Raw genomic sequence first — 24135 nt, 5'->3', positions numbered from 1 at the left:
CTCTCGGGCAGGTCACTCGTCGCGGTCGGTCGGCGGGTCGAGCAGCAGGTAGCCGGCCCGGGCGTGCGGGACCGGATCGTCCAGGTGCGCCTGCTGGTCGGCGGCCAGCAGCGGCAGTTCCGTCCAGCTCAGCTCCGTCTCGCCCGGCGCGGTGTACGGCTGGGCCCAGGTCCAGGTGCCGTGGTGCGCGGCCGGGTGGACCACCACCAGGTGTTCGGTCGCCCCATCCGTCCGGCTCGCGGGTGGGGCCTCCCGGGGCTCGAAGACCCGGACCGGGGCCAGCAGCGGGCTGAGCCGGAACGCCGCGCGGATGCGGCGCAACGCCTGGTGGACCAGGTCGCCGGGCAGCTGCGTCGCGATGACCGGCAGGATGTGCGTGGTGGCGTGGACCGGCACATGCGGATCGGCCAGGACCGTCAGGTGGTGGATCCGCTCCTCGGAGCCCGGTGGGGTGGCCGGCAGCGCGATCCCCTCCCCGTTTCCGATCTCGACCAGGTAGGGGTCCGCGCAGACGGGTCGGGTCACGTGCAGCTGGGTGTAGTCGGTGTTGCCGCCCGGCCCGGAGTCGCTGGCGTAGTAGCCGATCAGTCCGTCGGCGAGCCGGTCGGGGTCGCCCAGGCGGATCGGCCACGGGTAGGTGGGGTATTCGGGGGTGTCGGGGGTGACCGCCTGGTCCCACGCCTGGCTGGTCAGCGGTTCACCGCGCAGTTCCAGGTTGAGCCGGGCGCGGTAGAGCGCGAGGGGACGGCCGATCAGCTTGGCCGGGCTGCGGTCGTCTTCGGCGGCCGGGTCGAGGATGCTCTGGACGGAGTGGTTGATCGTGTTGAGCAGCGCGGTGAACCGGGCGGGTGGCCCGACCAGCGCGTGGACGAACCCGGCGAGGTGGGGATGGTCGGTGCGCAACGCCGGGTCGGTCTCGTCGCGGTAGGCCGAGCCGGGTAGCGGGGTGAACACCACCCCTGAGCCGACTTCCCGCAGTTCACCGACCGGATCCCCGGCGGCGGCGTAGAGGAGCAGGTTCTGGTCGAGATGGTTGACCAGCAGCCACCCGGCGATCGGTGTGTGGGTGCCGGCCGGGGTGGCGCGGCCCGGGGGCAGCGCCTGGTCGTCCTGCGCGCGGGCAACCTCGAACCGGAGGCGGGCGTCGTGCAGCAAGCGGGGCGGCAGCTGCAGGAACCGTTGCGGGGCGGTGGAATGAAGCGGTTCGGTCGGGGTGACGCTGTCGGCCAGAACGGGGGTGAACTGTTTGAACCGGTCCCCGGGCACACTGGTGATCACCACGGAGCGGCCGAACCGGTCTATGACCCGCAGATCCCGGAAGTAGAGCTGCCCGGCGCGCAGCGGCTGGAACCGGGGCCGGGAGCCGTCCCCGTCGTCCCCGGGGGCCGGGACGTAGGCGACGTCCCCGGTCAGCGGGGTGATGTCGCCGGGCAGTACCGCGCGCACCCCGATGTCGCGCATCAGCAGATGGTCGTTGAACCCTTCCAGGGTCTGCGCGAGCAGGTCCATGTCCCGGTAGTCGTCGCGCAGCGCCCGCAGCCCGGCGTCCCGGGCCGCGCCGTGGGTTTCCAGCAGCCGGTCGATCTGTGCCGCCGCCACGTACGGCGCCGACGGGGTGATCGGCGCCCGCCCGGTGAACGCAAGCCAGGACGGGCCGTCGATGCCGTCGCCGGGAGCGTCCCCGGTGCCCAGCCAGGCGTACTCGGTCCCGTCGTCGTTGATCGCCCAGTGTCTGCCCGTCTCATCCTGGTAAGGGATCGCGTGGTAGCGCAGGTCCCACTGGACGTACAGGGGCAGCCAGGGCTGCCGCCACATCCCCGCGTATTCCGGTGGGGTCCCCTCGATCAGCGACCGGTCCTCGAGCGCGACCTCCAGGGCGGGCCGGTTCGACCCGTGGTCGATGCTGATCGCGGCCAGGTCCAGGGCGGCGAACTCACGCAGCAGCGGGCCGGCCGCCGCCGGAAGACCGGCCAGGTTCACCTGCGGCGGCGGCGGCGGCGACTCGGGACGCCCGTTGACCGTGACGGCGGTGATCAGCTCCGATTCCAGCCGGGTCGGCAGGGGTTCGCCGGGATTGCGGGTGAGGGGCTGGGTCAGCCCGCCGCCCGCGATCACCATCGCCGGGTCCGCGGTGGAGTGGAAGTCGCCGCGGGCGAGCCGCCGTAGCTCCAGCGAGTCGTCCAGGCCGACCTTCTCCGCGTACGCCGCGATCTGCGGCTCCAGGTCCGCGGGGAGCAGTGCGTCGGGGAGCCCCTCGGTCTGCACCAGCCGTCGCAGGGTCGCCGCCGCCGTGACCGCCCGGTGGGCCAGCGTCGTGTCGGACGAGGCGTTGAACTGTGCCTGCGCCGCCGCGGCATCGAAGCTGTCGGGATGCTCGGGCAGCTCCTTGAGCCACCACAGGGTCCGCAGCCGCGCCTGCGCGTCGTCCAGCTCCTGCGCCGCTGTTTCGTAGTCGGCCTGCAAGGCGTTGAGTTCGTCCAGCCATTGCGGTGCGGCGGAGGTGGACGGCGGTGGTTCCCCGTCGCCGTTGTCGCGCGGCACCACCAGCCAGGTGTAGCCACCCGAGCGGGCGGAGAACCAGGCCCGGCGGGTGACCTCGTCGAAGTCGTACTCGCCGTCGGCCGCGTCCAGGCCGTCGATCGTTCCGCTGTACAGCGCCGACAGCAGCCGCCCGGTCTCCCGTGACCCCGTCTGGTGGGCGGCGAGTGCCTCCAGCGCGTCGGCGGTGCTGTGCCCGAAGGCGACCTTCTGGGCCTCGTGGCCGGGACGAGGGTCCGACGGGGGCCTCTCAAGGTCGGCGTAGTTCCACCGGATGCCCAGCGCGCTCCCCGCGTACAGCGACCGGGTCGGTTTCGGCGCGCCCTTCCCGTCGGAGTCCGCCGGCAGGTCGGTGAGGCCCGGCAGATGCCAGCGCAGGCCGTGCAGCACCCGCTGTGCCGTGCGCAGGTCGTCGGGGAGCGGGTGGTTCTCCCCGGGGGGCAGCGCGTCGGCGGGGTCGGGTGGCAGCAGCCCGGGAATCTCCTCGGCCCTGGCGAGGATGTCCGCCGCGTCCTGCGAGTACCAGCCGATCACCGCGTAGCTGAGGGTGCTCGGCCCCGGATAGTCCGGCCAGGCGGGTCCCGTCAGATCTTCGAGGGTGTCGTAGAAGGAGAACACGTTCTCGTGGTAGGGCTGGAATCCCGCGAATGCCGGGATCCCCGGCCCCGCCGCGGTCAGGAACAGCTCGTTTCCGGGCTCCTCCCAGCCGCCGGCCCGCAGGTCGTGTGCCCGCCCGAGCTGGTCGGCCCGCAGCTCGCCCGTCGCCGCGTCCCTCACCAGGAACTGCACGGTGCCCCGCTGGGACCCGCCGTGGGTCAGGCGCAGATAGTCCGACTGCACCACCCACGCGGCGGCGTGGCGCCGCCCCTCGTCGGGCAGCCCGCTGGGTACCTCGTAGGTGCGCACCACCAGCCACCGGTTCGGCACCAGCGGAAACGACGTCTGCCCGTCCTCGGGATCGAAAAGCCCGGAGGTGAGGGCCTCGGGGAGCTGCCACTGCACATAGACGCCGGTATTGATGTCGACGGTGTCCCCGGGGGGCGGCTCGGCGGGGGGTTTGTCGTCGGAGAGCATCGCCGTGAAGTTCAGCTTCCACCGGGCGAAGCTCTCCTGCTCGGTCACCGCCCGGTTCACGACCAGCGCGTGCACCTGGACGGGGACGATCAGGTCGATGTCGGGCATCACATGCTCCCCGGCTTGGAAAGATAACGGAACTGCTGCAGCAACGGCGCGTTCACCAGTTGCAGCGCGAACTCGCTCTGCGTCAGGTCGGTCCGGTCCGGCCCCAACGCGCCGCCCAGACCACGCGCGAGGTCGCGCACTCGCAGCACGTCGGGGGTGTCGCCGCCGGGGGCCGGCCGCAGGTAACGCTCGAAGACGGTCTCGCCGCCGGTGGGGAACGCCTCCTCCAGCGACCAGCCCGGATCGGCCGGATCCAGGCTGCGCAGCATCACCACGCCGCCGTGATCGATCCCGAAATGGATGCCCTGCCCCGGCTCGCGGAACTCCACCGTGTCGGGGACCTGCCCGAACAGGACCAGGAGGATCTCCGGGCCGAGCAGATCCCGGCGCAGCTCGGTGACCGGCTGCCTTTTCCGGTAGGCGGTGACCTCGAGGCCGGGCAGCGCCCGCAGCAGCCGGGAGTGGACGAGCAGTCCCGCCTCGGGTAGTTCCCTGCCGCGGGCCCGGGCGACCGCGCCGCGGATCTGCGGGTCCAGCGCCACGTCGAGCGAGGTGTGCAACCCCACGTCCGCCGCGCCCGCCACCAGCACCCGCAGCCACGCCTGGTCCACCCGGAACAGCCGCAGCGACTCGCCCGGCAGCATCTCGGCCGACGGCACCAGATAGCAGAACGGCACCCCCTCGAACCGGGCGAGCCGGTCCAGCCACGCGGGCATCGCCCCCGTGGCCCGTTCGGCGGCCGCCCGCAGCAGGCCCGCGGCCCGCTCGTCGGCCAGCAGCTGCGGGACGCCCAACGGCGCCGCGCGGCGCCTGGGCCTGGGCGGTGGCGTCTCGGCGAGGGGGGCGGCGAGGGCGGCGGCCAGGGAGCGACCGCCGAATGCCTCGAGCTGCCGCAGCCCGCGCAGGGTCCGCTCACGGTCGGGGTCGGCGGCGGCGCGGGCGGGATCGGCGGCGAGTTTGCGCAGTGTCGCGGCCCGGTTGTGCAGCTGGCGGCGGGCCCGGATGATGTCGGCGGCGTAGTCGGGGTCGGCCAGGCCGAGCGTGCGCCCGAGAGTCCAGGCGGTGGCGTAGGAAACGTCGAACAGACCGTGCTCCTCCTCGTAGATGAGGGCATGGTCGGAGGTGGTGTGCCCGGCGGCGAGCCCCGGGTCCGGGAGGTCGGGGGTGGCGACCGGGGCGAACGGTCCCCGGTACCAGGCGAAGGTGGTCTCCCCGGACAGTGTCCGAAACGGGGTGGCCACGTAGCCAAGTCGCAGCCGTTCCCGCACGTAGGTCTCGGAGCTGGACCCGCTGGTTCGCGCCGACGACGCGGACGATGTCGACGGCGTGGACGGCGCCGGGGGATTGAGCCGCAGCAGCAGGTTGTCGGCGTGGTCCTCCCTGCTCGGCGCGGCGAGGTTGGCGAGCATGCCGGCGATGTCCGCAACGTTGTCGGGGTCGTTCTGGAACGACCAGGACCGCAGGGAGCACAACCGGACCGTGCTGTGGCCGGTGGGCGGGTTCGGGCCGACGTGCGGCTCGAAGCCCTCCAGGGACACCAGGTGGCAGGCGTAGAAGCCGGTGTCGCGGGGGAACCGGTTCCCGGTGATCACCGCGAACATGCCCTCGGTGAGGACCTCCCCGCCCGCCCGCCGCGTCGCCGTCGTGACGTCGCGGACGTGTTGCAGGTAGAACATCTCCTCGCGGGTGGGGAGGATCCGGGCGAAGACCGCCGCGGGCACGTCGATCGTCTGGCATCTGCTGGCCAGGACCTCGGGGGTCAGGGAGGGCCCGCTCAGGTCCGGGCCGATCACTGCCGCGTCGCCGGAGTCGATCAGGTCCCGCACCGGGCGTTCGACGGTCACGCCGCCCGCCTTCGGGTCGTCCGGCAACTCGCCTTCCTTGAACAGCAGCAGCGCCAGCCACCCGGCGTGTGCCTCGGCGCGGTCGCCGGCAAGCTCCCGCTCCCACGGCAGCACCGCCCGGTTGAGGGTGATGTGCGGCAGCACGTTCGCGTACCTGCCGGCGCAGTCGTGCGGCGGGTAGTAGGCGTGGACCGAGTTCGGGCTGAGGGTGAACCTGACCGGCCGGATCTCGAAGGTCTGGGACGACTCCGGCAGCGCCGCCGTGTCCACCCGCTGGCCGTCCTTCCACAGCTCATGCCGGGACCGGACGGTGTAGATGCCGGCGGTGGCGCGGGGCGTGTACTGGTCGACAAGGGTGACCTGCAGCCTCTCGTCGGTCCCGGGAGCGACGTCGGTCCTGGGGGCTGCGTCGGTCCTGGGGGCTGTGTCGGTCAACGGGGCTCCCTCGTGGGGGCGGTGGAGACGGGGACGGGCGCGGCCGTGACCAACGGATTGTTGATCATGGTGCGGGGGATCAGCTCGGCGTACTCCGCCAGAGACCCGTCGGTGTCCTCGCCGACTTCCAGCCCCAGGCGGGCGAGGGCCTCGTGGACGGCGGTCCGCTCGGCCGCAGTCGCCTCAGCCAGGGTCTCGGCAATCCGCTGGATGGTGGCGTCTGCGACGCGGGGGGCGGGCCCCGCCGCGGTGGCGTCGCGCAGGGGCAGGTCGCCGTCGTCCAGCGGCTCATAGCTCAGCGCCGCGGCCGTCACGGGGCCGACCGAACCGCCCCGGCGCGGCGGCGGCACCTCGATCAGCAGCCCGGTCACGCGGTCTTTCACCAGCCCGGGCCCGGCGGCCATCTCCTCCGGCGAGGGCGCGGGCGTCCCCCACAGCGCGCCGGGCAGGTCCTGCCTGATCGGGGTGAACTCCCAGCCCTGGAGGTCGGATGGGACCTCCTGCCCGCCCTCGGACCGGGTGATCGTGACCAGCTGCCGGGAGTCGACGCCGGTGAGCCGCATCGGCCGAATGTCGATCTTCGGGCCGTCGTACTCCGAGGTGCCGTTCACCGTGATCTGCGAGGTCGGCAACGCCGCTTCGGTGGCCAGGGTGAACCCGTCGATCGATGCCAGGGGCGGGCCCTGGCGCGCAGCCCGCGCCTGCGACTCGCCCTTCTCCACGTCGGCGAGGAACCCCTTCACCGCCGTGGTGCGGATCGGGGCGGGCAGCTGCGTCTGGAACTCGCCCCACAGCACCGGAGGCGCTCCGAGGCGGGCCGACCCGAGATCGAAGCCGAACTCGATGAACCAGAGCTTCACGGTCACCCGGCCGCCGGTCGGCGGCGTCCAGAACTGCAGCGTGATCCCGACCTCGATCGCGATCCGCACCTTGATGAAGGCAATCTTGAGGGTGGCCGAGACCCCGATGGAGATCCCCATCGCCAGGTCCAGATAGAACGGCTTCCACTGGATCAGCGCGTCCACATGCGCGGTGAACCAGGCGCTGAGCTGCACGACGCCGCCCAGGTCGTAGCGGGCGCTGAGCGCCCCGCCGAACATGATCGCCCCTGGGGTGAGCGCGGTGTACCCCTGCGCCTGCACCACCACCTGGCTGCTGGGCTCCCAGCGGAAGCCCAGCCGGGCCGCCGCCGGGTAGTGCTTCGGCATGTTCACCAGGAACTGCGGGTGGTACCCGCCCAGGGTGAGGACGAAGTCGCCGCCCTTGCCGCCGCCTGTCCAGACGCAGAACGCCAGCCCGCCGGTGAGCTCGGCGGTCTCGGTGAACAGGAACGATCCCTGTCCCACCGCCACCTCCAGCGTCAGCAGATGCTGGTCGGACAGGTAGGCGAACCGCAGGTCGAGGTTGAGCCGCGCGTGCACCTTCCTGCTGGGGTCGGCGTGCTTGGGCAACGTGATCGACGTCCGCCCGAGAATCATGATGTTGAGCCGGTTGCCGAACTCCACCAGCGCCAGGGCCTTGGTCTCCACGAACCGGAACGAGGTGAACGTCAACCCCATCGCGATCCAGTAGGAGCCCTCTTCGGGGCGCACCCAGCCGGTCTTGCTCACCAGATCGTTGAGCATCTCCAGCGGCTCGGGGGGCGGCGGGGCATCCTCGCCCGAGCCCGGCGCCGCCTGCAGCCGGTTCATCAGCGGGAACGCCGGCAACTGCGCCGCCGTCGGCGCGCGCACCGTCGCGTTGATCCCGAACCCGCCCGACAGCCCGATCACCGTGAACGGCGGCGGCCCGAACAACGCCGTGCCCGGTTTGAGCAGCGCCTCCGCGTACAGGAACACCATCGAGTAGTCGGCGACCGCCCGGGAGAACGCGCCGGCTCCCAGCACCGTCACCGCATTGGTCTGCACCCGGACCAGGCCCGCCAGCCCGTAGGAGATCTGGTCGTCGCCCAGCCCGGTGTACCGCAGGGCCGCGTCGACGTTCAGCTTGGGGATCAGCCGGTGCAGCGACAGCGCCGCCCCCGCGAGCTCCGGCTTGGGCTTGAGTCCTTTCAATCCGACCGGGATCGCCAGCCCGAGCCCGTCCAGCGAGAAATCCTGCCCGCCGACGATCAGGTTCGCGACCAGCTCCACCCGCCAGTGGTCCCGGACGGTGCCCCGTCGCACCCCCACCAGCGTCAACGGCCCGAACGACACCGGCATCCCCGGGAAGGAGATGCTCTTCTCCTTGTTGCCGTCCGACTCGTCCTCCGACGCCCAGAAGATCGACAGTGCGGGCATCGTGCCGCCCTTGAGCTGCCAGGGGATGCACACCGACAGATACTTCGACCACGTGTGCGCGCTCATCGCGTTGGGCAGCGGCACCTCCAGGTTCACCCCGTACCCGGCGAGGACCCCGTTGAGGACCCCCACCGTGCCCACGTCGAGCTCCTTGGTCGTGAGGACCACCTGAACCCTGGGGAACGCCAGCGCCCCGTTCGGGATGAACTCGCCCACGAGCGTGAACCGCGAGCCGTCGAACCCCAGCGGGGCATCCAGCAGCCCCACCACCAGCGTCGAGCCGGGAATCACCGCCTTGGTGACCAGCAGCACGAACCGGGCGGGCGACGGCACGCCCGTCTCGTCACCGAACCCCGGGGTCCACGCCGTGACCAGCGTGTCGCCACGCCCGCCCGCGTCCTCGTCGACGACGATCTCTTCCAGTATCGGTGCGAACGCCGCCGGCCACGGGAGCGTGATTCCCAACGGGCGCAGGTACTCGTTGACGAGCTCGGACAGCGGCATCGGCGCGCGTGCGGCCATCATCTCTCCCAGGTGACAATGGAACGGGGCGGGGCTCTGACCGGATTCAGCGGATGGAGTGCGCCACGCCGACCGGTATCGACCCGGCGGGGAAGCCCGGCGGCATCGGTACCGCTATCGAGGCGTCCTTGGACCGCGCGGTCGTGCTGATCACCGCCACCGAGAAGGGGGAACCGCTGTCGCACACGTACGCGCGCGTTCCGCCATGGCTGAAGGTGATTCCCCGCGGTGTACCCGGACCTCCGCCGGCGGCGACGGGGATCCGACCGACCTCGGCGAAGGTGGCGGGCTCGATCACCCTGACGCCGCCGCCCGCTCCCCTGACCAAGCCGTACAGCTCCCCCGTGGGCCGGCAGAGACCCAGGCCGGAGAACTCGGGCAGATGACCGGCGCGGCGGACCTCCTCGGTCTGTAGGTTGAAGGAGGCCAGTCTGTAGTTTTCCAGGAAGTACAGGGTGTGTCCGTCGGGGTGTACGCGCAGATCCAGCACCCCGTAGGGTCCGACGATCCGCTCATTCCGGGTGACCCGCTTTTCCTGGAGATCCACCTGCAGCACGTGGAGTGTGTCGGAATAGTTCTGAGCTATGTACACGTACCGCCCCTCGGGACCGACCGCGAAGCTGAAGCCCGGGGAGCTTCCGTCCGAACGAGGGTCCGCCCCCGCCTCGGCGGCCTCAGCGGAATTCGGGGTCGCGGAAAATGGGATCTGGCTCACCAGGTCGAAGGTCCCGGTCCGGGCCGTGACCAGCTGGGTGGTGAAACCCTGAAACAGGCCCACGTAGTGAGCCAGCTGCCCATCGGGGCTGAACTGCACTCCCGCCAACAGGGCGACGCCGCCCGCGAGGTCCTCCAGGTGCTCTCCGGTACCTATGTTCCAGCACACGCGCGGCTTCAGGACGGGCGGGCAGTAGTAGAGATAACGGCCATCGGGACTGAAGTTGAGGCTGTCATACGGGATGGTGAAGGCGTGCACTCCGGCGACCACCCCGGTTTCGCGTCCCGATGCCAGATCCACGCCCCGGAGGTTGGGTAGATCCAGATTGGGTTCCTCCTGGGGCTTCCAGTGGTACTGGACCAGTAGCCGGCCCGGAGTGAACGCGGCCACCAGTCCCGGCCACGACGTGTCGTTGATCTCGGCCGCCGCCTGGTCCACCCGGCTTTCGGCGAGCACTCCGCTCGTGTACCGGTCGCCTTTGAACAGGTAGAACCGGCCGTCTCCGGGGTCGGACGTCGCCGCGGTGATCCCGGTGGCGAACTGCGGCGCGTAGTTCCCGAGCCCAGTCAGGGTCGCCTCGATCGATTTCACCTCGATGAGCTCGGAGGAGCGCATGTCGTACAAGGCGCACTGGCTGCCCTTGAACAGGTGGAACCGGTTGTTGCCGGGAGCCGGTAGCGCCGCGTCGATCCCACTCTGGAACGCGGGCGGCAGTCCCGGGAGATATTCGTCGATTTTGAACGGGGAGGTTGCCGTGCCGGTGAGCGGCTGTAGCTCCACGCACATGTCCCCACACAGCACCACCGTCCACGGATTACGCGACGGAGGAGTAAACGCCGCATCGAACCCGGCTGTGAACTGAGGTGCCTTGTCGGCCAGTTCTGGCCATCTCTCGCCGATCCTCAGGGTGTTGGCGGCAACCTGCCGGGCCGCCCAGTCCCACCCGGCCACCCGCCCACCCTGGACGACAAACCCGATCCGACTCGTCCCGTCCCGCACCGTGAAGAACGCTTGCACCAGTTCGTCCGACATGCCAACGGTCCCTCTTCCTGGAGAGCGAGATCCACGGTGCATCGGTTCTCGACTCTCAGGCATCTGAAGAGACCGCGTCAAGATCAGGGATTTCGAGCCGCGGAAATGCGGGCGCCGCAGATTGATTTAGGGGCTTTCGTGGCCATCTTGTCGGCGGTCGCCTCGGATGGGGCGGCGGCCGTGGGAGGTTCAGCGCTGGAGCAGCTCGTCGGGCTGGTAGCCGTAGGCGGCCTCGCGCACCACCTCGTCGCTCTCCAGCCCAGCGCGCCTGCACCGCCACCCCGTCGATCGGTCGGCGGGACGGCGCGTTGTCACCGGGTCGCGGACCAGCGATCCGGGCGCCGGATGAGTCGACGGGGAAAACGTGCCCCGCGCCGGGCCACCGTCAGTTCACGGAAAGACGCCACGGGAGCGGCCTCGCGCTGCGACGATGACCATGCGCGCGCCGAGCGGGGCCTCCCCGTGGGCAGCGCGGATTGACAGTGCCTTCGGGGGAAGGCCGGCGGTCAGGCCGTTGTGCGACGGGCTCGTCCGGCGGACTCCGGATGCCATGGCAGTCCGATTACCGGAGCTTCGCCGACGAGGTGGCCGAGGTGACCGGCAGGTTCGGCTCCTTCCTCGGCACCGCCAACGAGCTCGCCGCGAAGCTGCGGAAGAAGGCCGGGCCGCTCGACGACTATCTCGGCGGTCCCTGAGTCGTCGTCAGGACACGGCACTTTCGGGGTGAGGGCGGATGGCACTCGCATCGGTGAATCCCGATGCGCTCGCCGCGCATGTCGGGCTGCTGGCCACCACCATTGCCGGTGTCAACGGGACGGTTGCCGAGCTGAGTGGCTGGTTGACCCGCCTGGCCGGCCAGGCCGAGGACAATGTGCGACACCTCCGCCGCCGCGGCTGCCGTCGGCCGCGCCAAGGCGGAGCTTGCCGCGAGCCGGCATCGACTCGACCAGGCGACGGAGGGGCTCGAACAGGCCCGGGAGGCGCGGCGCGTCGCCGATCCCCACCCTCCGGTTGACGAGCAACCGTGACCGTCGACGGGCATCGGAACGGAGAACGGCGATGAGCGAGGCGCACGGGCCCGACGAGCCCTTTCTCGACGAGCTGGAGCAGCTCCGGATTCACACCAACCGGGTGATCCAGGAGACCGAACGGGCGGTGCGGGTGACCTCGACGGTGGCCGCCCTCGCCGCGGCGGGTGTCGGCCGCGATCCCCTGCGCCCGGACGTCGTCTCGGTGATCGACTTCACCCCGGCGAACCACCGCTACGGCGCCGTCCACGCCGACCTGGCGACGCTGCCGCCCGGCCTGCAACGGCACGGCGCCGTGCACTGCCTCGAGCATCTCGAAGCGCTCGCGGACCTGGTGAAGACGCGGGCGCCCGACGATGCCTACACCGTGGACCTGGTCGCCGACTGCAGGTTCGTCATCCTCAACGGTCTGCACCGCTGCCGCGGGCTGGACGCCTCGCCCTACGGGTACGGCGCGGCCGGAGTCGGGGTGCCGCTCGACTTCCTGCTCAAGGAGGGTTCCGAGGCCGGGGTGTTCGTGATCGCGACCATCGACACGGGCGGCCTGCGCCGCGTGCACCGCGACATTCTGAACCAGTTCGGCATCGTGCTGACCCGCCGGCACAGCGAGTCCTACGACGGGCGCGTCGGCGCCCTGGTCGGACGGCCGACGAGCCGGCTGCGTGATGGCCAGGCGCTGCTTGTCGACGACGGCCACATGACCCGGCTGCGGCCGTACGAGATTCCGCCGCCCGGCTGGCTGGAGGCATTCGGCCGCACTCTGCCACCGGTCTGGCCGCCCACAGCCAGCTGATCGGCCGCCGAGGATCCTCGCCGACCGTGGCGACGTCGACTGCGCTACCGGCCGACTGGCCGGGGCGAGAATCCGCTGATCCCGGGGAGTTCCCTCGGATCGCTCCGCGGGTCCCTACCCGACCTGAACGGGGACCGGTACCTCGGCCTGGGTTCCGCCCGGGGGTTCGTCGCGGGTGGGAGCCCGACCCAGACCGAAGGCGCTGACGACGGCGCCCAGGATGGCCGCCGACAGCGGCACGAGAAGGGCGGCGTGATAGCCGTCCAACAGGGTCTGCGTCGAACCGTCCTCCCCGGTGGCCGCGATGTTCACGGCGGTCGCCGCGCAGAGGCCGAGTGCGGCACCGAACTGGAACGAGGTGTAGAGCAGGCCACCGGCAAGCCCCTGCTCCTCCTCGTCGACGCCGTCCGTGGCGGCGATCGTCAGCGGGCCGTACGTCAGCGAGAACGCGATACCGAGCAGCAGCATCGTGGGGAACATCGCCGCGTAAGTCCAGTCGGCCCCGACCCGCAGGAACAAGGCGTAGGACAGCACCGCCAGGAGCATCCCGCCGAAGATCACCCGATGGTTGCCGAAACGGTTCACCAGCCGTGGCGTGAGGGTCGGAGACAACACCGAGTCCACGCCGATCGCCAGCAGTGCCAGGCTCGTCTCGACGGTTGACCAGCGCCGCAGCTCCTGCAGGTAGAGCACGGCGATGAACTGGAAGGCGAAGAAGCCGCCGGAGAAGACCAGGGCCCCGATGTTAAAACGGACCAGTGAGCCGTTGCGGAGGATCCCCAGCCGAACCAGGGGCATCGGCGCGACCCGCTCGGCCACCACGAACGCGACGAAGAGCAGGAAGCTGGCGGCGGCGGTGCCGATCGTCCAGCCCACGTCGACGTGGGTGGCCCGCTCGACCGTGAGCACGAGCAGCAGAATCGCGCCGGTCACCGTGACCGCTCCGAACAGGTCGACCCGCTGGCCCGTCCGGTCGGGCCGGGGGAACTTCTCGATCAGGGAAACGGACGCGATCATGATGATGATCGACAGGATGACCGGAGTGAAGAACACCCAACGCCAGCTGACCGTGGTGAGCAGTCCGCCGACGACCAGCCCGATCGAGAACCCCGCTGCCGCGACGCCCGCGTAGATCAGGAGAGCCCGGTTGCGCACCGCGCCCTCCTCGAATGTGGTGGTGATGATCGACAGGCCGGCCGGGGCCATGAACGCGGCGGCCACCCCGGTCACGAACCGGGCGAGGATCAGTACCCACCCCTCGTTGGCCAGGCCGCCCAGCCCGGAGAAGAGGATGAACGCCCCCAGCCAGAACAGGAACATCTGCCGGCGGCCGAACAGGTCGGCGGCGCGGCCGCCGAGCAGCATGAAGCCGCCGTATCCGAGCACATAGGCGCTCATCACCCATTGCAGCTCGCCGGTGGACATCCCCAGGTCGGACCTGATCGAAGGCAGGGCCACGTTGAGCATTGCCACGTCGATGCCCTCGAGAAAAATCGCGCCACACAGCACGAGCAGCACGCCTCGGGCGCGCCCGCTCATGCGGTCGGTGCCGCTGCTCAGTGTTGATTCCGGTGTGGACACGAATAGTACTCCTTCGCAACAGTTTTCATGCGCACGAAAATGGCCGTCTGCACGCGGACCCGACTTCATGGAAACGCGTGGCACGGTTTCACGGAGACCGGCTGGATCCGGCTACGCCAGTCGGTTCCCTCTTGTGACTACGAAGGATGATGGGCTAGCATCGCGGAGCATGGAAGAAGGCACTTCGAAGTCACCGGGTTACTGCCTCGATACCGAGGACTACGACGTTCTCCAGTGGGACGTCCGGGAGGGCTGCGAGGTTCGCCAGATCCTTGATCGAATCGCGGACAAGTGGTCGTTGCTGGTCATCGCCCTGCTCGACCGCCGGACCCTGCGCTTCACCGAGCTCCGCCGCGCCATCGACGGCATCAGTCAGCGAATGCTGAGCGTTACATTGCGTCAGCTCGAGCGTGACGGCCTGGTCCTCCGGACCGTGCATCCCGTTGTTCCTCCGCGCGTGGACTACGCGCTCACCCCGCTGGGGTCGACCCTGCACGCCACGATCCAGGCCCTGGTCGACTGGACGGAGGGGTCCCAGCACGAGATCGCCGCGGCCCGGGCGGAGTACGACCGCCGGAGGGCCGAGGAAGCGGTCCTCGACGAGGCAAACTGACCGGCGACCGGGTACGAGAGCGAGGGGCGGGCGACCCGAGTGGTCGCCTGGCTCGACGCCTACAACGACGCCTTCGACCAGCCTCTTCAAGATGGACGCACGCCACGACACCAGCCGGGCGCGGTACGTGGGGGACATGCCCCGTTCCGCCGTCGAACGCACCGTGTACCGCCGTGGTCCTTACCACCTGGTTGCCAGGCTTGTCGACATCTGCTGGCATCTGACGCCGGGCGGCATCCTTCGCTAGGTTCTCCCAATGGCCTTCTCCCTCATCGTCGTCGGCGGGACTGGAAACGTCGGGCGTGGCATCGTCGCCGCGGCTCGCCAGCGGGGTTGGGAGGTGACGGCCGTCGACCGCGACACCGTCGGCTTCGACGCACTGCCCGACGAGTTCGCGGGCGTCAAGACCGTCGTCGGCAGCGTCGCGGACGCCGAGCAGGCGGCCGAGCTGGCGGCGCGCCTCGACCTGGCCTCGGCCGATGCCGTCGTCGTGGCCGTCAACATCCCGTGGACGCCCACGCCGGTTCTCTCGACGACCTGGGAGCAGGCCCACAACCACCTCGGCCCCTACCTTCAGCTGCACCTGAGCGCGGCGACGACTTTTCTGCCGGCCCTGTCGGCGGGCGCGGTCTACCTGGGTATGGGCGGCGGCATGGCCGACATCCCGGCTCGTGGGATGGGTGTGGTGTCGATGGCCCAGGCGGCGCAGCGGATGCTGTACCGGCACCTGGAGCGGGAAGCTCGCGCCAGCGAGGTGCTGGTCCGCGAGGTCATGATCCGCGCAATGGTCCACGGCTTCGGCCAGCCGGGTGAGCCGGGCAAGGGCATGCTCGGCTCCGACGTCATCGGCGAACGGGTGTGCGACGTCCTGGTCGACGCGAAGGAGCAGGACGTCGTCGTCGTGCTCGAGGCGTAGGCCCCGCGGCGACTCCTACGCCTACTCCTACGCGTGCGCCGCCGGGCCCGGGTCCGGGTCCGGGTCCGGGTCCGGCAGCAGGGTGTCGTCGCGGCGGCGCAGGATCTCGTCGACCGTCTGCTCCGGCGTCAGCGCCCCGCTGTCCAGCCACAGGCCGATGCGCGGGGTCTCGGTGCGCAGGACGGCGTCGAGCTGGGCGGGACTCCACCGGGTGCCGTACGCGACCTTGTCGCGCCCCGCCTCCCGTCGTTGCACCACGTTGACGTCGGGAGCCAGGATCACGAGCCGCAGCGGACGGCTTCGCAGATACGACAGGAATACCTCCAGGAGCCGGCCGACAATCACGTCCTCGAGAACGGTGTGGAACCCTTCTCGACAATAGGAATCGGCGATCATGGCGGCGTGTCGATACCGCAGATCGAGCTGGGCCAGAGCCGGCGCGGTGGGCTGCGCAGTCATCTCCTCCCGACCATTGCGGACCATCACCCGCAGCACGTCGCCCTCGACCAGGACACTGGGCGAAAGGCGGTCCGCAAGCAGGCGGGCCACCGTCGACTTTCCGCTGGCCGAGATGCCGGTGACGACGTAAAGGTCGCGCTCGGGGCCCTGGGACATGCGGCGCAGTCTACGGTTCCAGGGCGGCGGCGACGGTGTCGGCGAACTTGGTGGCGTAGGGCGAGAGCGCCCGCCAGCTGCGGGCCGCCCAGCCCACGGCGAGTGGCGTGAGTGCGGGAATCGGGATCATCCTGGTGCGGCTTTCCGGTAGCGGCGTAGGTCCGGGCAGCGCCGGGAGGATGGCCGGGGCGGTGCCGAGTTCGGCGAGGAGAAGGGCCGTGTCCCAGTCGGCGATTCCCGCCGGTGCCGGGGGGCTGATGCCGAGTCGGACGAGGCTTTCCTCGAGTCGCAGACGTGAGGTCGAGTTCTCGGGCTGAGCAATATAACTGATGTGGCCCAGATCCTCCGGCCGGATCACGGCGCGCTCGGCGAGCGGGTCGTCGGGGCGCACGACGAGCACCCACGGAAGGTCGATCACGGGCCGCTGCTCGATGCCGGGCAGCGGCTGACCCAGCGTGATCCAGGCCAGGTCGACCTGGCCCGCCTGCAGGATCTGGACACAGTGCTGGGTCGAGTTCGCCGCGTGGAACTCCAGCGTCACCTTCGGATAGCGCTCACGGAACGCGGCGACGGCCTCGGCCATGAAGTGCCGCACGGTGACGCCGCCGGTGGTGATCCGGACGGCCCCGCCGACGCCCCGGCGAAGGTCGTCCAGATGCTGCAGCGCATCGTCCAGGGAGGCGGTGGCGCTCAGGGCGGCCAGATACAGCAGCCGACCGGCGGGCGTCGGAACGACTCCGCGCGTCTGCCGCTCGATGAGCGTCAGGCCCGTCGCCCGCTCGAGCCGCTTCACGTGCTGACTCACGGCGGACTGGGATCGGGAGCTGTCCCGGGCGACGCTGGCCAGGCTGCCGGCCGCACAGACGGCGACGAACACCCGCAGATCCTCGAGGGTCACCTGACCCAAGCTATCACTTGGGTCTGATGAACCAAACCCTCTGATTGACTTGGGTCCGGGTTCGTCTCACGATGACGGTGCACGGAATCACAGCGTGGCGGCAACCCGTCCGCGGTCTCGAATGCGGCGTGTCCACGGACCCGGGTCCTGGTCACGGATGCCCGAGTGCTGCTGGACGGGTGCCGACCCCGACAGTTTCGGCGGCGGATATCCAGGACCAGGGAGAGATCCGACAATGCCCCTCCTCATCGGGATCGCCGGGCCGGTCGCCGTCGGCAAGAGCACCATCGCGCGGGTGCTGGGCGAGCTGCTGTCCCGCCGACCGGCGGCCCCGAGTACGGGCAGCGTCACGACCGACGGTTTTCTCTATCCGAACCGGATCCTGGAGAGGCGCGGACTCCTGGATCGCAAGGGTTTTCCGGAGTCGTACGACCAGGAGGCGATGCTGCGGTTCCTCGCGGCGGCGAGGGCGGGCCGGCAGGTGCGAGTCCCGGTGTACTCGCATGAGCACTACGACGTGGTGCCGGGCCGGTCGGTGACGGTGGGTCGGGAGGACATCCTGATCGTCGAAGGTCTCAACGTCCTGCAGTCATGTCGCCGCCCGGACGGCCGTGGCCCGGCCGTGGACCTCACCGACCTTTTCGACCTCACCCTGTATGTGGACGCCGAGCTCGACGATCTGCGCCGATGGTATGTGGCTCGCCTGCGGACACTCCTGCGGACGGCACGCGGGAATCCTCCCGCGCATCTTCGTCGGTACGCCTGCCTTTCCGCGGCCGAGATCGCCGAGGAGGCGACGAGGCGCTATCGGGAGATCAACGAGGTCAACCTGGTCGAGAACATCCAGCCCACCCGGGAGCGGGCCGACGTCATCGTGCGAAAGGGTTCCGATCACGCGGTGCGGGAGGTACTCGTACGCGGGAGCGGGGACGCCACGACCAGCGCGGCGGCCAGCGCGCTGCCCGCGATCACGACGATGATCAGAGACAGGCCCCGGTGCCAGGGCAGGGCCGCGCCGGCCGCCCCGACGAAGGCCCAGCCCAGCGCGAACATCAGCCCGCTGGCGCCCAGCAGCGTGGAGCGGGGCACCTTCTCCCGGCGAGGCATGGCCACGAACTGCACGACGACCGCCACGACGATGTTGGGCGTGAAGGCGAACGACAGCCCGCCCGCACCGATCGCGCCGGTCACCTCGAGGTAGCCGGGGCTATGCCCGATCTGGTCTGCCCGGCGAGATGACCAGAAGAACCAGCATCGTGAGCAGCAGGCTCAGCAGCCCGCGAGGACCAGCACCGCCGGAACGATCATTCGCTGGGATAACCGGTCGACCGCAATTTCCCACAGCAGCCCGCCGCCCATTGCGGTGACCGCCTGCACGGCGAGGGTCGCCGCGGCCCCGACGGGACGGTGCTGGCTACCAGCAGTCACGGCACCGTACAGCCGTGGAATACAAGCGCCCGCGGGCAGACCGCTCGGCCCTATGCTACCGTCACCGGCGGTTTTACAGTTCGGTTCAGTCTAGACGGAAAGCTGCTGGCTTCCGGTGCCGACGATGATACTGTGCAGGTATGGGATGTCGCGGACCACGCTGAGGCAAGTCCGCCACTGGTAGCCACCTTCGCCGGTACCACCGTTCCTACCTCAGGCCATCACTTGGACAGCTTTCCGAAATTCGGTCCGGGTGGAAATCTGCTGGTTGCCGACAGGTCTATTAATAGAATACGGGTATTGGATACCGCTTCACGCGGCCGGGTTGCCCGACCCCTCGCCACTCTTGCGGGCCACACCAATAACATCACCAGTATGGATTTCAGCCTGGCTGAGAACCTGTTGGCCACCAGTAGCGCGGACCGTCTGGTGAAAAATGCTTGTGCCAAGCCGACCAACCGGCTGAGCGAGGCGGAATGGAAAGCCGTGGTGGCCGAAGTCGACTACCAGCCGCCCTGCTCCCGATGATCAAAGAATGAACACCGGCAAGTGCCAAACCCCGGGGATCGCTGGTGGAGCAGACAGACCTCTCGGCGCGTGCTCGGGTCGGGGAGGGGACGGCCGGTTCGCTGGGAATGCTGTCACGAAGTGCACGGCGTGTGGCGGCGGTGGGCGGGTGAAGAAGTGAGCGAGGACGTCGGTGCGGAGAGGGTCGTTCCGATGATCTCTGTTACTGCCTGCCGGAAGTGCGGCCGCGCCCGCGGCGCGGCGCTCGCTGGTGTCCGGGGTGTCCGGGCGTCGTCCAAGGACGGTTCCGGACGCTACCCTCACGGCCTGGTGGATCGGACGGTCTGGGCGCCAGGCGAAGGGCCCGGTTCCGAGCCACCCGAGGATCCCACGACCCCTGAGCGCCGCCGGGGCCCGGTCTGAACTCCCTGCCTCCACCGCACTCCCTGCCTCCACCGCACTCCCTGCCTCCACCGCACTCCCTGCCTCCACCGCTTCCCGGCACCCCGCAGGAGCGGCGGCGCGGCGCGCTCTGACGGGGTCACGGCACCCGGAGCGAGCACGGTAGTGCGTGAAATCCCAGGTCAGGGCGCATGCTGCCGACCGGGCCGCAGTCCGTGTGCACGCGACCGAAACGGCGGCCCGGGGCGGAGCCGCGTGGGACCCTTTCCGCATCGGGAGCCCGGCTCCTCGGAAGGCCGAACCCATGACTGCTTGTGGGCGATTTGACCGCTAAGGTGAGGTACACGGAGGGTCTGACGAGCGTCAGACGGGGAGAGGGCGGTCGCGGTGGCTACGGCTGAGGACGAGGTGTCGAGCGCGTCACGGAGTGTTCCCGCGGCACAGAGATTCATCTCGGCCGATCTGAAGATGGACATCCCGCATTCGGCGCGGGTCTATGACTACTTCCTCGGCGGGAAGGACAACTTTCCGGCCGACCGGGCCGCCGCCGAGCAGATCATCAGTGTCTTCCCGGACGTCCAGAACACCACCCAGCAGAACCGGGCGTTCATGCTGAGGGCGACCCGCTACCTGGCCCGCGAGGCTGGCGTTCGGCAGTTCCTCGACATCGGGACCGGCATTCCCACCAGCCCGAACCTGCACGAGGTCGCCCAGGAGCTCGCGCCGGACTCCCGGGTGGTCTACGTCGACAACGACCCGATCGTGCTCGTGCATGCCCGGGCGCTGCTGACAAGCAGCCCGGAAGGCCATACCGCGTACGTGGACGCCGACTTCCACGACCCCGCGCGCATCCTGGCCTCCGCCGAGGTACGTGACACCTTCGACCTGGACCAGCCGGTTGTCCTGTCCTTGATCGGAATGCTCCACTTCATTCCGGACGAGGTTGATCCGTACGGCCTGGTCCGTACGCTAACGGATGCCCTGCCGTCGGGTAGCTTCCTGTCGCTCACGCACGGCACCGCGGACTTCGCCCCGGCGGAGGCGGAATCGGCGGCGGAGATCTACCGGCAGCAGGGCATTCCGACGCGCCTGCGGTCCCGCGACGAGGTGCTCCGTTTCTTCGAAGGCTTCGACTTCGTCGACCCCGGTCTGCTCAACGTCCTGCGCTGGCGGCCCGACGGCACGACGGACGGACTGTCCGACGCCCAGGTCGGCACCTACGGCGGAGTCGCCCGCAAGCCGTAGCCGGGCCCGCGAAGCCCGTTTTTACCCCCGGTCTAAAAATTCGGGGGCGACGGCGTGCTTGTCACGGCCGGCTCAGGCGGTGGCGGTCCCCGCCGCCACCGCCGGCTCGCCGGCCCGCCCCACCGGCGCGGGGAGCAGGGGACGCAGCGCCACGACCAGCAGTGCCAGCATCATCATGAGCAGGGTTCGCAGACGGCGGTCCCGCAGGACGGCGCCGTAGCCGGCCTGCACGGCGAGGGTCGCCCGGGCACCCAGGTGTCCGGATGCCGGGCCTCGGTGAGGTAAATCCACAAGAATGGCAGCACCAGGCCGCCGCCCAGAGCGCTCACGGCATTGGTGGCCAGCAAGCACCTTCGCCGCATAGGGCAACTCACGCAGCCGTCTGATCGTCGTCATTCAGGACCTTCCACTATGACCTTCCACCTGCTCGTGGTGATGGCTCGGCGAGCCGGCCCGGCGGCCACGGACACGGCATCCTCTGGAGGGGGTCCGATGCCGGGCGACATTCCGCCGCCCTTTCGCGGAGTGGTAGCTGGATGTCCAGTGACTGGGAGAATTCTCGGCCAGGATCGGACGGTTCTCCTGCCGGTGCCTTCGATCCACCAGACACTGGCATGAAGCTCTCGACCTGGTCGAATGATCTTCGGTGGTCGATTCCGGCTGGCACCCGTCAGCGACTGTCCGAGTAATCCTCCGTACCCGAGGTACGTGGACACCGCTCCAATCCGAGGCCCCGATAGTGTCGGTGCGTATCGGGCGGCTGGCTACGAGGGCGGGGGCGGGTACGTGTCGGACGGTCCGCGGTTGCGTCGTCGGTTCACGTGGGACGAGGTGGAGCCGGGGCTTCTGCGTGAGATGCTGGGTGCCGTCTACACCGACAGCGGTCGGTCGGAGGACGCCGAGAGGCTCGCACGGCTGGGCGGCGCGGAGCTGTCGGACTGGGCGCAGCGCGTTCTGGGGCCCCGGCTGAACCCTCGGCACCTGCAGGTGAACGCGCTCGTGGACGTCTTGCGCGACCGCTGGCTGCTGCACGCCGATCCCGCGGTCGTCCGGAACATGGCCGAGATGGTTCAGCTTTCGTTGTCCGGCGAGGCCCGGACCGCGCGCCTGGACTCGACCGCGGAACGGATCGCGTTTCTGCGCCGGCGGAACCGGACGAACGGCTTGCGGGCGAGCCTTCGGGCCGGGTTTCTCGAGGATCACCGCAGGGCCATGCCGGTGCGCGGCGAGGAGACGCCCGCGGGCGAGCGAGACGGTTCGTCCTGGCTGCTCGTAGGCGAAGGTCGGGACGATCCTCGCACGCCGTTTCCGTTCCAGCGGTCGGCGTGGCGGAAGCTGGACGAACTGGCCCGCGGCGTCGATGGCACCGCCCGCTCGGGCCTGCTTGTCCTGCCGACGGGCGCTGGCAAGACCTACACGGCGGTTCGCTGGCTGCTCGACAGGATGTACGCCGAGCGCCAGCTGAGGGTTCTCTGGATCGCTGACCAGCAGGAGCTTGTGGAGCAAGCGGCGCGGACCATGGTGGAGCTTGCCCGCGGCATGCCGGTGTCCTTCGAGCGGGTGCTGCGCCGCATTCACAACAATGCGAGCCCACCGACGAGTCTCGCCGACCCCGATCTTGATGTTGCCGTTGTCACCCGAGCGAGCCTGGCCGGCGGCCGTGCCAAGGATGCCGCCCGCAAGCGGCTCGCGCGCTTCCTGGAGCGGCCGTGTGTCGTCGTCGTGGACGAGGCGCATCATGCGGTTGCCCCGACGTATGCCGAGCTGCTCGACTTCGTCACGGCGGTGGCGGATCCGGTGCTCGTCGGACTGACCGCCACCCCGTGGCCGTCGGGAGCCGGTGCGGCGAAGCGGCTGCGCGACCGCTTCCCGGTACGGGTCGTCGACCTCGCGGCGCGGGATCTCATGGGCTCAGGCGTGCTGGCGCGGCCGGTCTTTCACACCGTCGACACCGGCGAACGACCGGAACTCACCGACGACGAACGGCGCCTTCTCGGGGATCGTGACCTGCCGCCGGCGGTGCTGCGCCGGCTCGACCAGGAGCACCGCAACCGCCTCGTCGTCGACACCTGGTTGGCGCGGCGGGAGCAGTGGGGCAAGACCTTGGTGTTCGCGGTCGACATCGAACACGCCGAACGTCTCGGTGCGCTGTTCTCGAGCCGTGGCGCCCAGGTTCAGGTGGTGCACAGCCGTTCGATGCTCGCCCGCGAGGTCATCCTGGAGTGGTTCCGCAAGGAGAAAGGGAGCTGTGTGCTGGTCAGCGTCGGCATGCTGACCGAGGGGGTGGACCTGCCCGACGCGCGCACCGCCCTCCTCTCGCGCCCGACCCGTAGCCGGGTGTTGATGCACCAGATGGTCGGCCGGGTCCTGCGCGGCACCGAGAGCGGAGGCGACGATCTCGCGCACGTCGTGGACCTCCGGGACCGCTGGGATGACGGCATCGACGTACTCGCGCCGCTGGAGATCCCGATCTCGGAGGCGCCGGCGGGCGGCATGGAGGGGACCGGATATCGCCTGCCGCGGGTACCCGACGAGGTGACCGGGCAGCCGATACCCCAGGACGTTCTGTACCGGGTGCTTCGTTCCTACGCGGAACGGATCGGGAACCACACCGGCCTGGTCCCGATGACCAGCACCGTGCTGGTCGGCTACTACGAGCTCGGCGAGGTCAACGTCCCCGTCTGCGAACATACCCGCGAACGGTTCACCGATCTGATCGACATCTACCTGAACGGTACGAAGCCAGATTCGCGGTCGCCCGTCGACCTGTTCGACGACCTGCCGGTGCCCCGGCCGGTCCGTGCCGATGTACGTGCCGTCGTGGACTACGTCAAGACCTATGAGGCAGCCCCGCCCTTCGTCGACAGACGCGCCGTGTTCAGTGTCCGGACGGTGGCCGAGGCGCTGCTCGATCTGCCCGCAATGACGGTCAGGCAGCGGCAGGCGTGGTTGCGGAACCGATATGAGAATGGTTTGGCGAGCATAGCCGTCCCGAGTTTCCAGTCCTTCTGTGAGGCCGTCGAGCAGGAGGCGTTTTCCCTTTCGGAGCGTGCTGGTCGCGACTTCAACCCGGAACATGTCGCGCCATCCTCATCTCATTCTCGTGGCGGGCGGGTGCCGCTGGTGCGGCTCGATGACCGCGATCTCCCCACCCTGCTCCGCGGGGTCGTCACCACGGGCCAGAGTCTGTTGGCCGAGGAAGGTGAACTGGTCGAGCTCCTGAGGTTCGTACCGCCGGTGGAATGGACCCGAAAGCCCATCCGACACGCATGGGCATACTGGAGTCCTCGCATCGGCGGCCGGTTCAGAGGCACACCCGTCATCCGCGTGAACCGGCTGCTCTGCGTACCTCCCGAGCAGGTGCCGGACGCCGTGTTGGAGTTCCTGCTCTGGCACGAACTGCTCCACCACCTCCTGCCCGGCCAGGGTCACAATGGCGAGTTCCGCAGGCTGGAAGCGCTCTGGCCGGACTCCGATCTGCACGACCACGCCCTCGGCTCGCTTCTCGAACGCTTCAGGACCCACGACTGACCGCCGCGCAACGATCCGGCCACCGTCCTTC

The 24135-nt window shown here is 69.8% G+C and carries 19 protein-coding genes and 1 pseudogene; 10 read left to right on the top strand and 10 right to left on the bottom strand.

The genetic code is table 11. From position 1 onward, the window contains the following. Positions 1 to 12: 12 nt before the first annotated feature. The 5 genes from FRAQA3DRAFT_RS09625 to FRAQA3DRAFT_RS38025 all read right to left on the bottom strand — a co-directional run bounded on the left by FRAQA3DRAFT_RS09625 (position 13) and on the right by FRAQA3DRAFT_RS38025 (position 10862). On the bottom strand, positions 13 to 3720 hold the full coding sequence (locus tag FRAQA3DRAFT_RS09625) for a hypothetical protein (RefSeq protein WP_009738868.1): 3708 nt from the start codon (positions 3718 to 3720) through the stop codon (positions 13 to 15). Continuing rightward, entirely contained in the window at positions 3720 to 5999 is a 2280-nt protein-coding gene (locus FRAQA3DRAFT_RS09620) for a hypothetical protein (protein WP_009738867.1), read from the bottom strand. The genes FRAQA3DRAFT_RS09625 and FRAQA3DRAFT_RS09620 overlap by 1 nt, the downstream gene beginning before the upstream one ends. Next, positions 5996 to 8803, bottom strand: a complete 2808-nt coding sequence (locus tag FRAQA3DRAFT_RS09615) for a DUF6603 domain-containing protein (RefSeq protein WP_157467258.1) — start codon at positions 8801 to 8803, stop codon at positions 5996 to 5998. Before FRAQA3DRAFT_RS09615 ends, FRAQA3DRAFT_RS09620 begins: the two co-directional genes overlap by 4 nt. 43 nt (positions 8804 to 8846) lie before the next feature. Then, a complete protein-coding gene (locus tag FRAQA3DRAFT_RS09610) occupies positions 8847 to 10547 on the bottom strand; it encodes a hypothetical protein (protein WP_009738865.1) in 1701 nt (566 codons plus the stop codon). 189 nt (positions 10548 to 10736) lie between these two features. After that, complete coding sequence (locus FRAQA3DRAFT_RS38025; RefSeq protein ID WP_255347003.1) at positions 10737 to 10862, bottom strand: hypothetical protein; 126 nt, start codon at positions 10860 to 10862, stop codon at positions 10737 to 10739. Positions 10863 to 11092: 230 nt separating this feature from the next. On the opposite strand from FRAQA3DRAFT_RS38025, the gene FRAQA3DRAFT_RS34825 reads away from it, so the two are divergent. From FRAQA3DRAFT_RS34825 to FRAQA3DRAFT_RS09605, 3 genes are all read left to right on the top strand, one after another. After that, complete coding sequence (locus FRAQA3DRAFT_RS34825) at positions 11093 to 11242, top strand: hypothetical protein (protein WP_009738864.1); 150 nt, start codon at positions 11093 to 11095, stop codon at positions 11240 to 11242. Positions 11243 to 11416: 174 nt separating this feature from the next. Then, the gene (locus FRAQA3DRAFT_RS34820) at positions 11417 to 11575 is read left to right on the top strand and encodes a hypothetical protein (RefSeq protein WP_009738863.1); all 159 of its coding nucleotides are present in this window, start codon (positions 11417 to 11419) and stop codon (positions 11573 to 11575) included. 31 nt (positions 11576 to 11606) lie between these two features. After that, on the top strand, positions 11607 to 12368 hold the full coding sequence (locus FRAQA3DRAFT_RS09605; protein ID WP_009738862.1) for a hypothetical protein: 762 nt from the start codon (positions 11607 to 11609) through the stop codon (positions 12366 to 12368). A 114-nt stretch (positions 12369 to 12482) separates the two neighbouring features. Here FRAQA3DRAFT_RS09605 and FRAQA3DRAFT_RS09600 read toward each other — a convergent pair whose 3' ends face one another. Further along, positions 12483 to 13907, bottom strand: coding sequence for an MFS transporter (locus FRAQA3DRAFT_RS09600; RefSeq protein ID WP_051054238.1), 1425 nt, complete (start codon positions 13905 to 13907; stop codon positions 12483 to 12485). A 211-nt stretch (positions 13908 to 14118) separates the two neighbouring features. Between FRAQA3DRAFT_RS09600 and FRAQA3DRAFT_RS09595 the strand changes: the two genes are divergently transcribed. Beyond that, a complete protein-coding gene (locus FRAQA3DRAFT_RS09595) occupies positions 14119 to 14562 on the top strand; it encodes a helix-turn-helix domain-containing protein (RefSeq protein WP_009738860.1) in 444 nt (147 codons plus the stop codon). Positions 14563 to 14818: 256 nt separating this feature from the next. Then, on the top strand, positions 14819 to 15478 hold the full coding sequence (locus tag FRAQA3DRAFT_RS09590; protein WP_009738859.1) for an NAD(P)H-binding protein: 660 nt from the start codon (positions 14819 to 14821) through the stop codon (positions 15476 to 15478). 27 nt (positions 15479 to 15505) lie between these two features. Here FRAQA3DRAFT_RS09590 and FRAQA3DRAFT_RS09585 read toward each other — a convergent pair whose 3' ends face one another. Further along, entirely contained in the window at positions 15506 to 16093 is a 588-nt protein-coding gene (locus tag FRAQA3DRAFT_RS09585) for an AAA family ATPase (protein WP_009738858.1), read from the bottom strand. A 10-nt stretch (positions 16094 to 16103) separates the two neighbouring features. Then, the gene (locus FRAQA3DRAFT_RS09580; RefSeq protein WP_009738857.1) at positions 16104 to 16991 is read right to left on the bottom strand and encodes a LysR family transcriptional regulator; all 888 of its coding nucleotides are present in this window, start codon (positions 16989 to 16991) and stop codon (positions 16104 to 16106) included. A 235-nt stretch (positions 16992 to 17226) separates the two neighbouring features. On the opposite strand from FRAQA3DRAFT_RS09580, the gene coaA reads away from it, so the two are divergent. Continuing rightward, the gene (coaA, locus tag FRAQA3DRAFT_RS09575; protein WP_009738856.1) at positions 17227 to 18192 is read left to right on the top strand and encodes a type I pantothenate kinase; all 966 of its coding nucleotides are present in this window, start codon (positions 17227 to 17229) and stop codon (positions 18190 to 18192) included. 68 nt (positions 18193 to 18260) lie between these two features. Here the strand turns inward: coaA and FRAQA3DRAFT_RS34815 are convergent, their stop codons facing one another. Further along, positions 18261 to 18419: a hypothetical protein gene (locus FRAQA3DRAFT_RS34815; RefSeq protein WP_157467256.1), complete on the bottom strand. Its 159-nt coding sequence runs from the start codon at positions 18417 to 18419 to the stop codon at positions 18261 to 18263. On the opposite strand from FRAQA3DRAFT_RS34815, the pseudogene FRAQA3DRAFT_RS38585 reads away from it, so the two are divergent. From FRAQA3DRAFT_RS38585 to FRAQA3DRAFT_RS09570, 3 genes and pseudogenes are all read left to right on the top strand, one after another. After that, positions 18399 to 18533: pseudogene (locus FRAQA3DRAFT_RS38585) on the top strand (hypothetical protein); the annotation flags it as partial. The gene FRAQA3DRAFT_RS34815 and the pseudogene FRAQA3DRAFT_RS38585 overlap by 21 nt on opposite strands. Before the next feature lie 18 nt (positions 18534 to 18551). Beyond that, on the top strand, positions 18552 to 18947 hold the full coding sequence (locus FRAQA3DRAFT_RS32810; RefSeq protein ID WP_157467254.1) for a hypothetical protein: 396 nt from the start codon (positions 18552 to 18554) through the stop codon (positions 18945 to 18947). 768 nt (positions 18948 to 19715) lie between these two features. Continuing rightward, positions 19716 to 20573: an SAM-dependent methyltransferase gene (locus FRAQA3DRAFT_RS09570; RefSeq protein ID WP_009738855.1), complete on the top strand. Its 858-nt coding sequence runs from the start codon at positions 19716 to 19718 to the stop codon at positions 20571 to 20573. Positions 20574 to 20645: 72 nt separating this feature from the next. On the opposite strand, the gene FRAQA3DRAFT_RS34810 is transcribed toward FRAQA3DRAFT_RS09570, so the two are convergent. Further along, entirely contained in the window at positions 20646 to 20804 is a 159-nt protein-coding gene (locus FRAQA3DRAFT_RS34810) for a hypothetical protein (RefSeq protein ID WP_157467252.1), read from the bottom strand. 477 nt (positions 20805 to 21281) lie between these two features. Between FRAQA3DRAFT_RS34810 and FRAQA3DRAFT_RS09565 the strand changes: the two genes are divergently transcribed. Beyond that, positions 21282 to 24104, top strand: a complete 2823-nt coding sequence (locus FRAQA3DRAFT_RS09565) for a DEAD/DEAH box helicase (RefSeq protein WP_157467250.1) — start codon at positions 21282 to 21284, stop codon at positions 24102 to 24104. Positions 24105 to 24135: the final 31 nt, after the last annotated feature.

This window comes from Frankia sp. QA3 (assembly GCF_000262465.1).
Classification (GTDB): domain Bacteria; phylum Actinomycetota; class Actinomycetes; order Frankiales; family Frankiaceae; genus Frankia.
The sequence above is the reverse complement of the archived record's forward strand: the minus strand, read 5'-3'. Positions and strand labels throughout refer to the sequence as shown.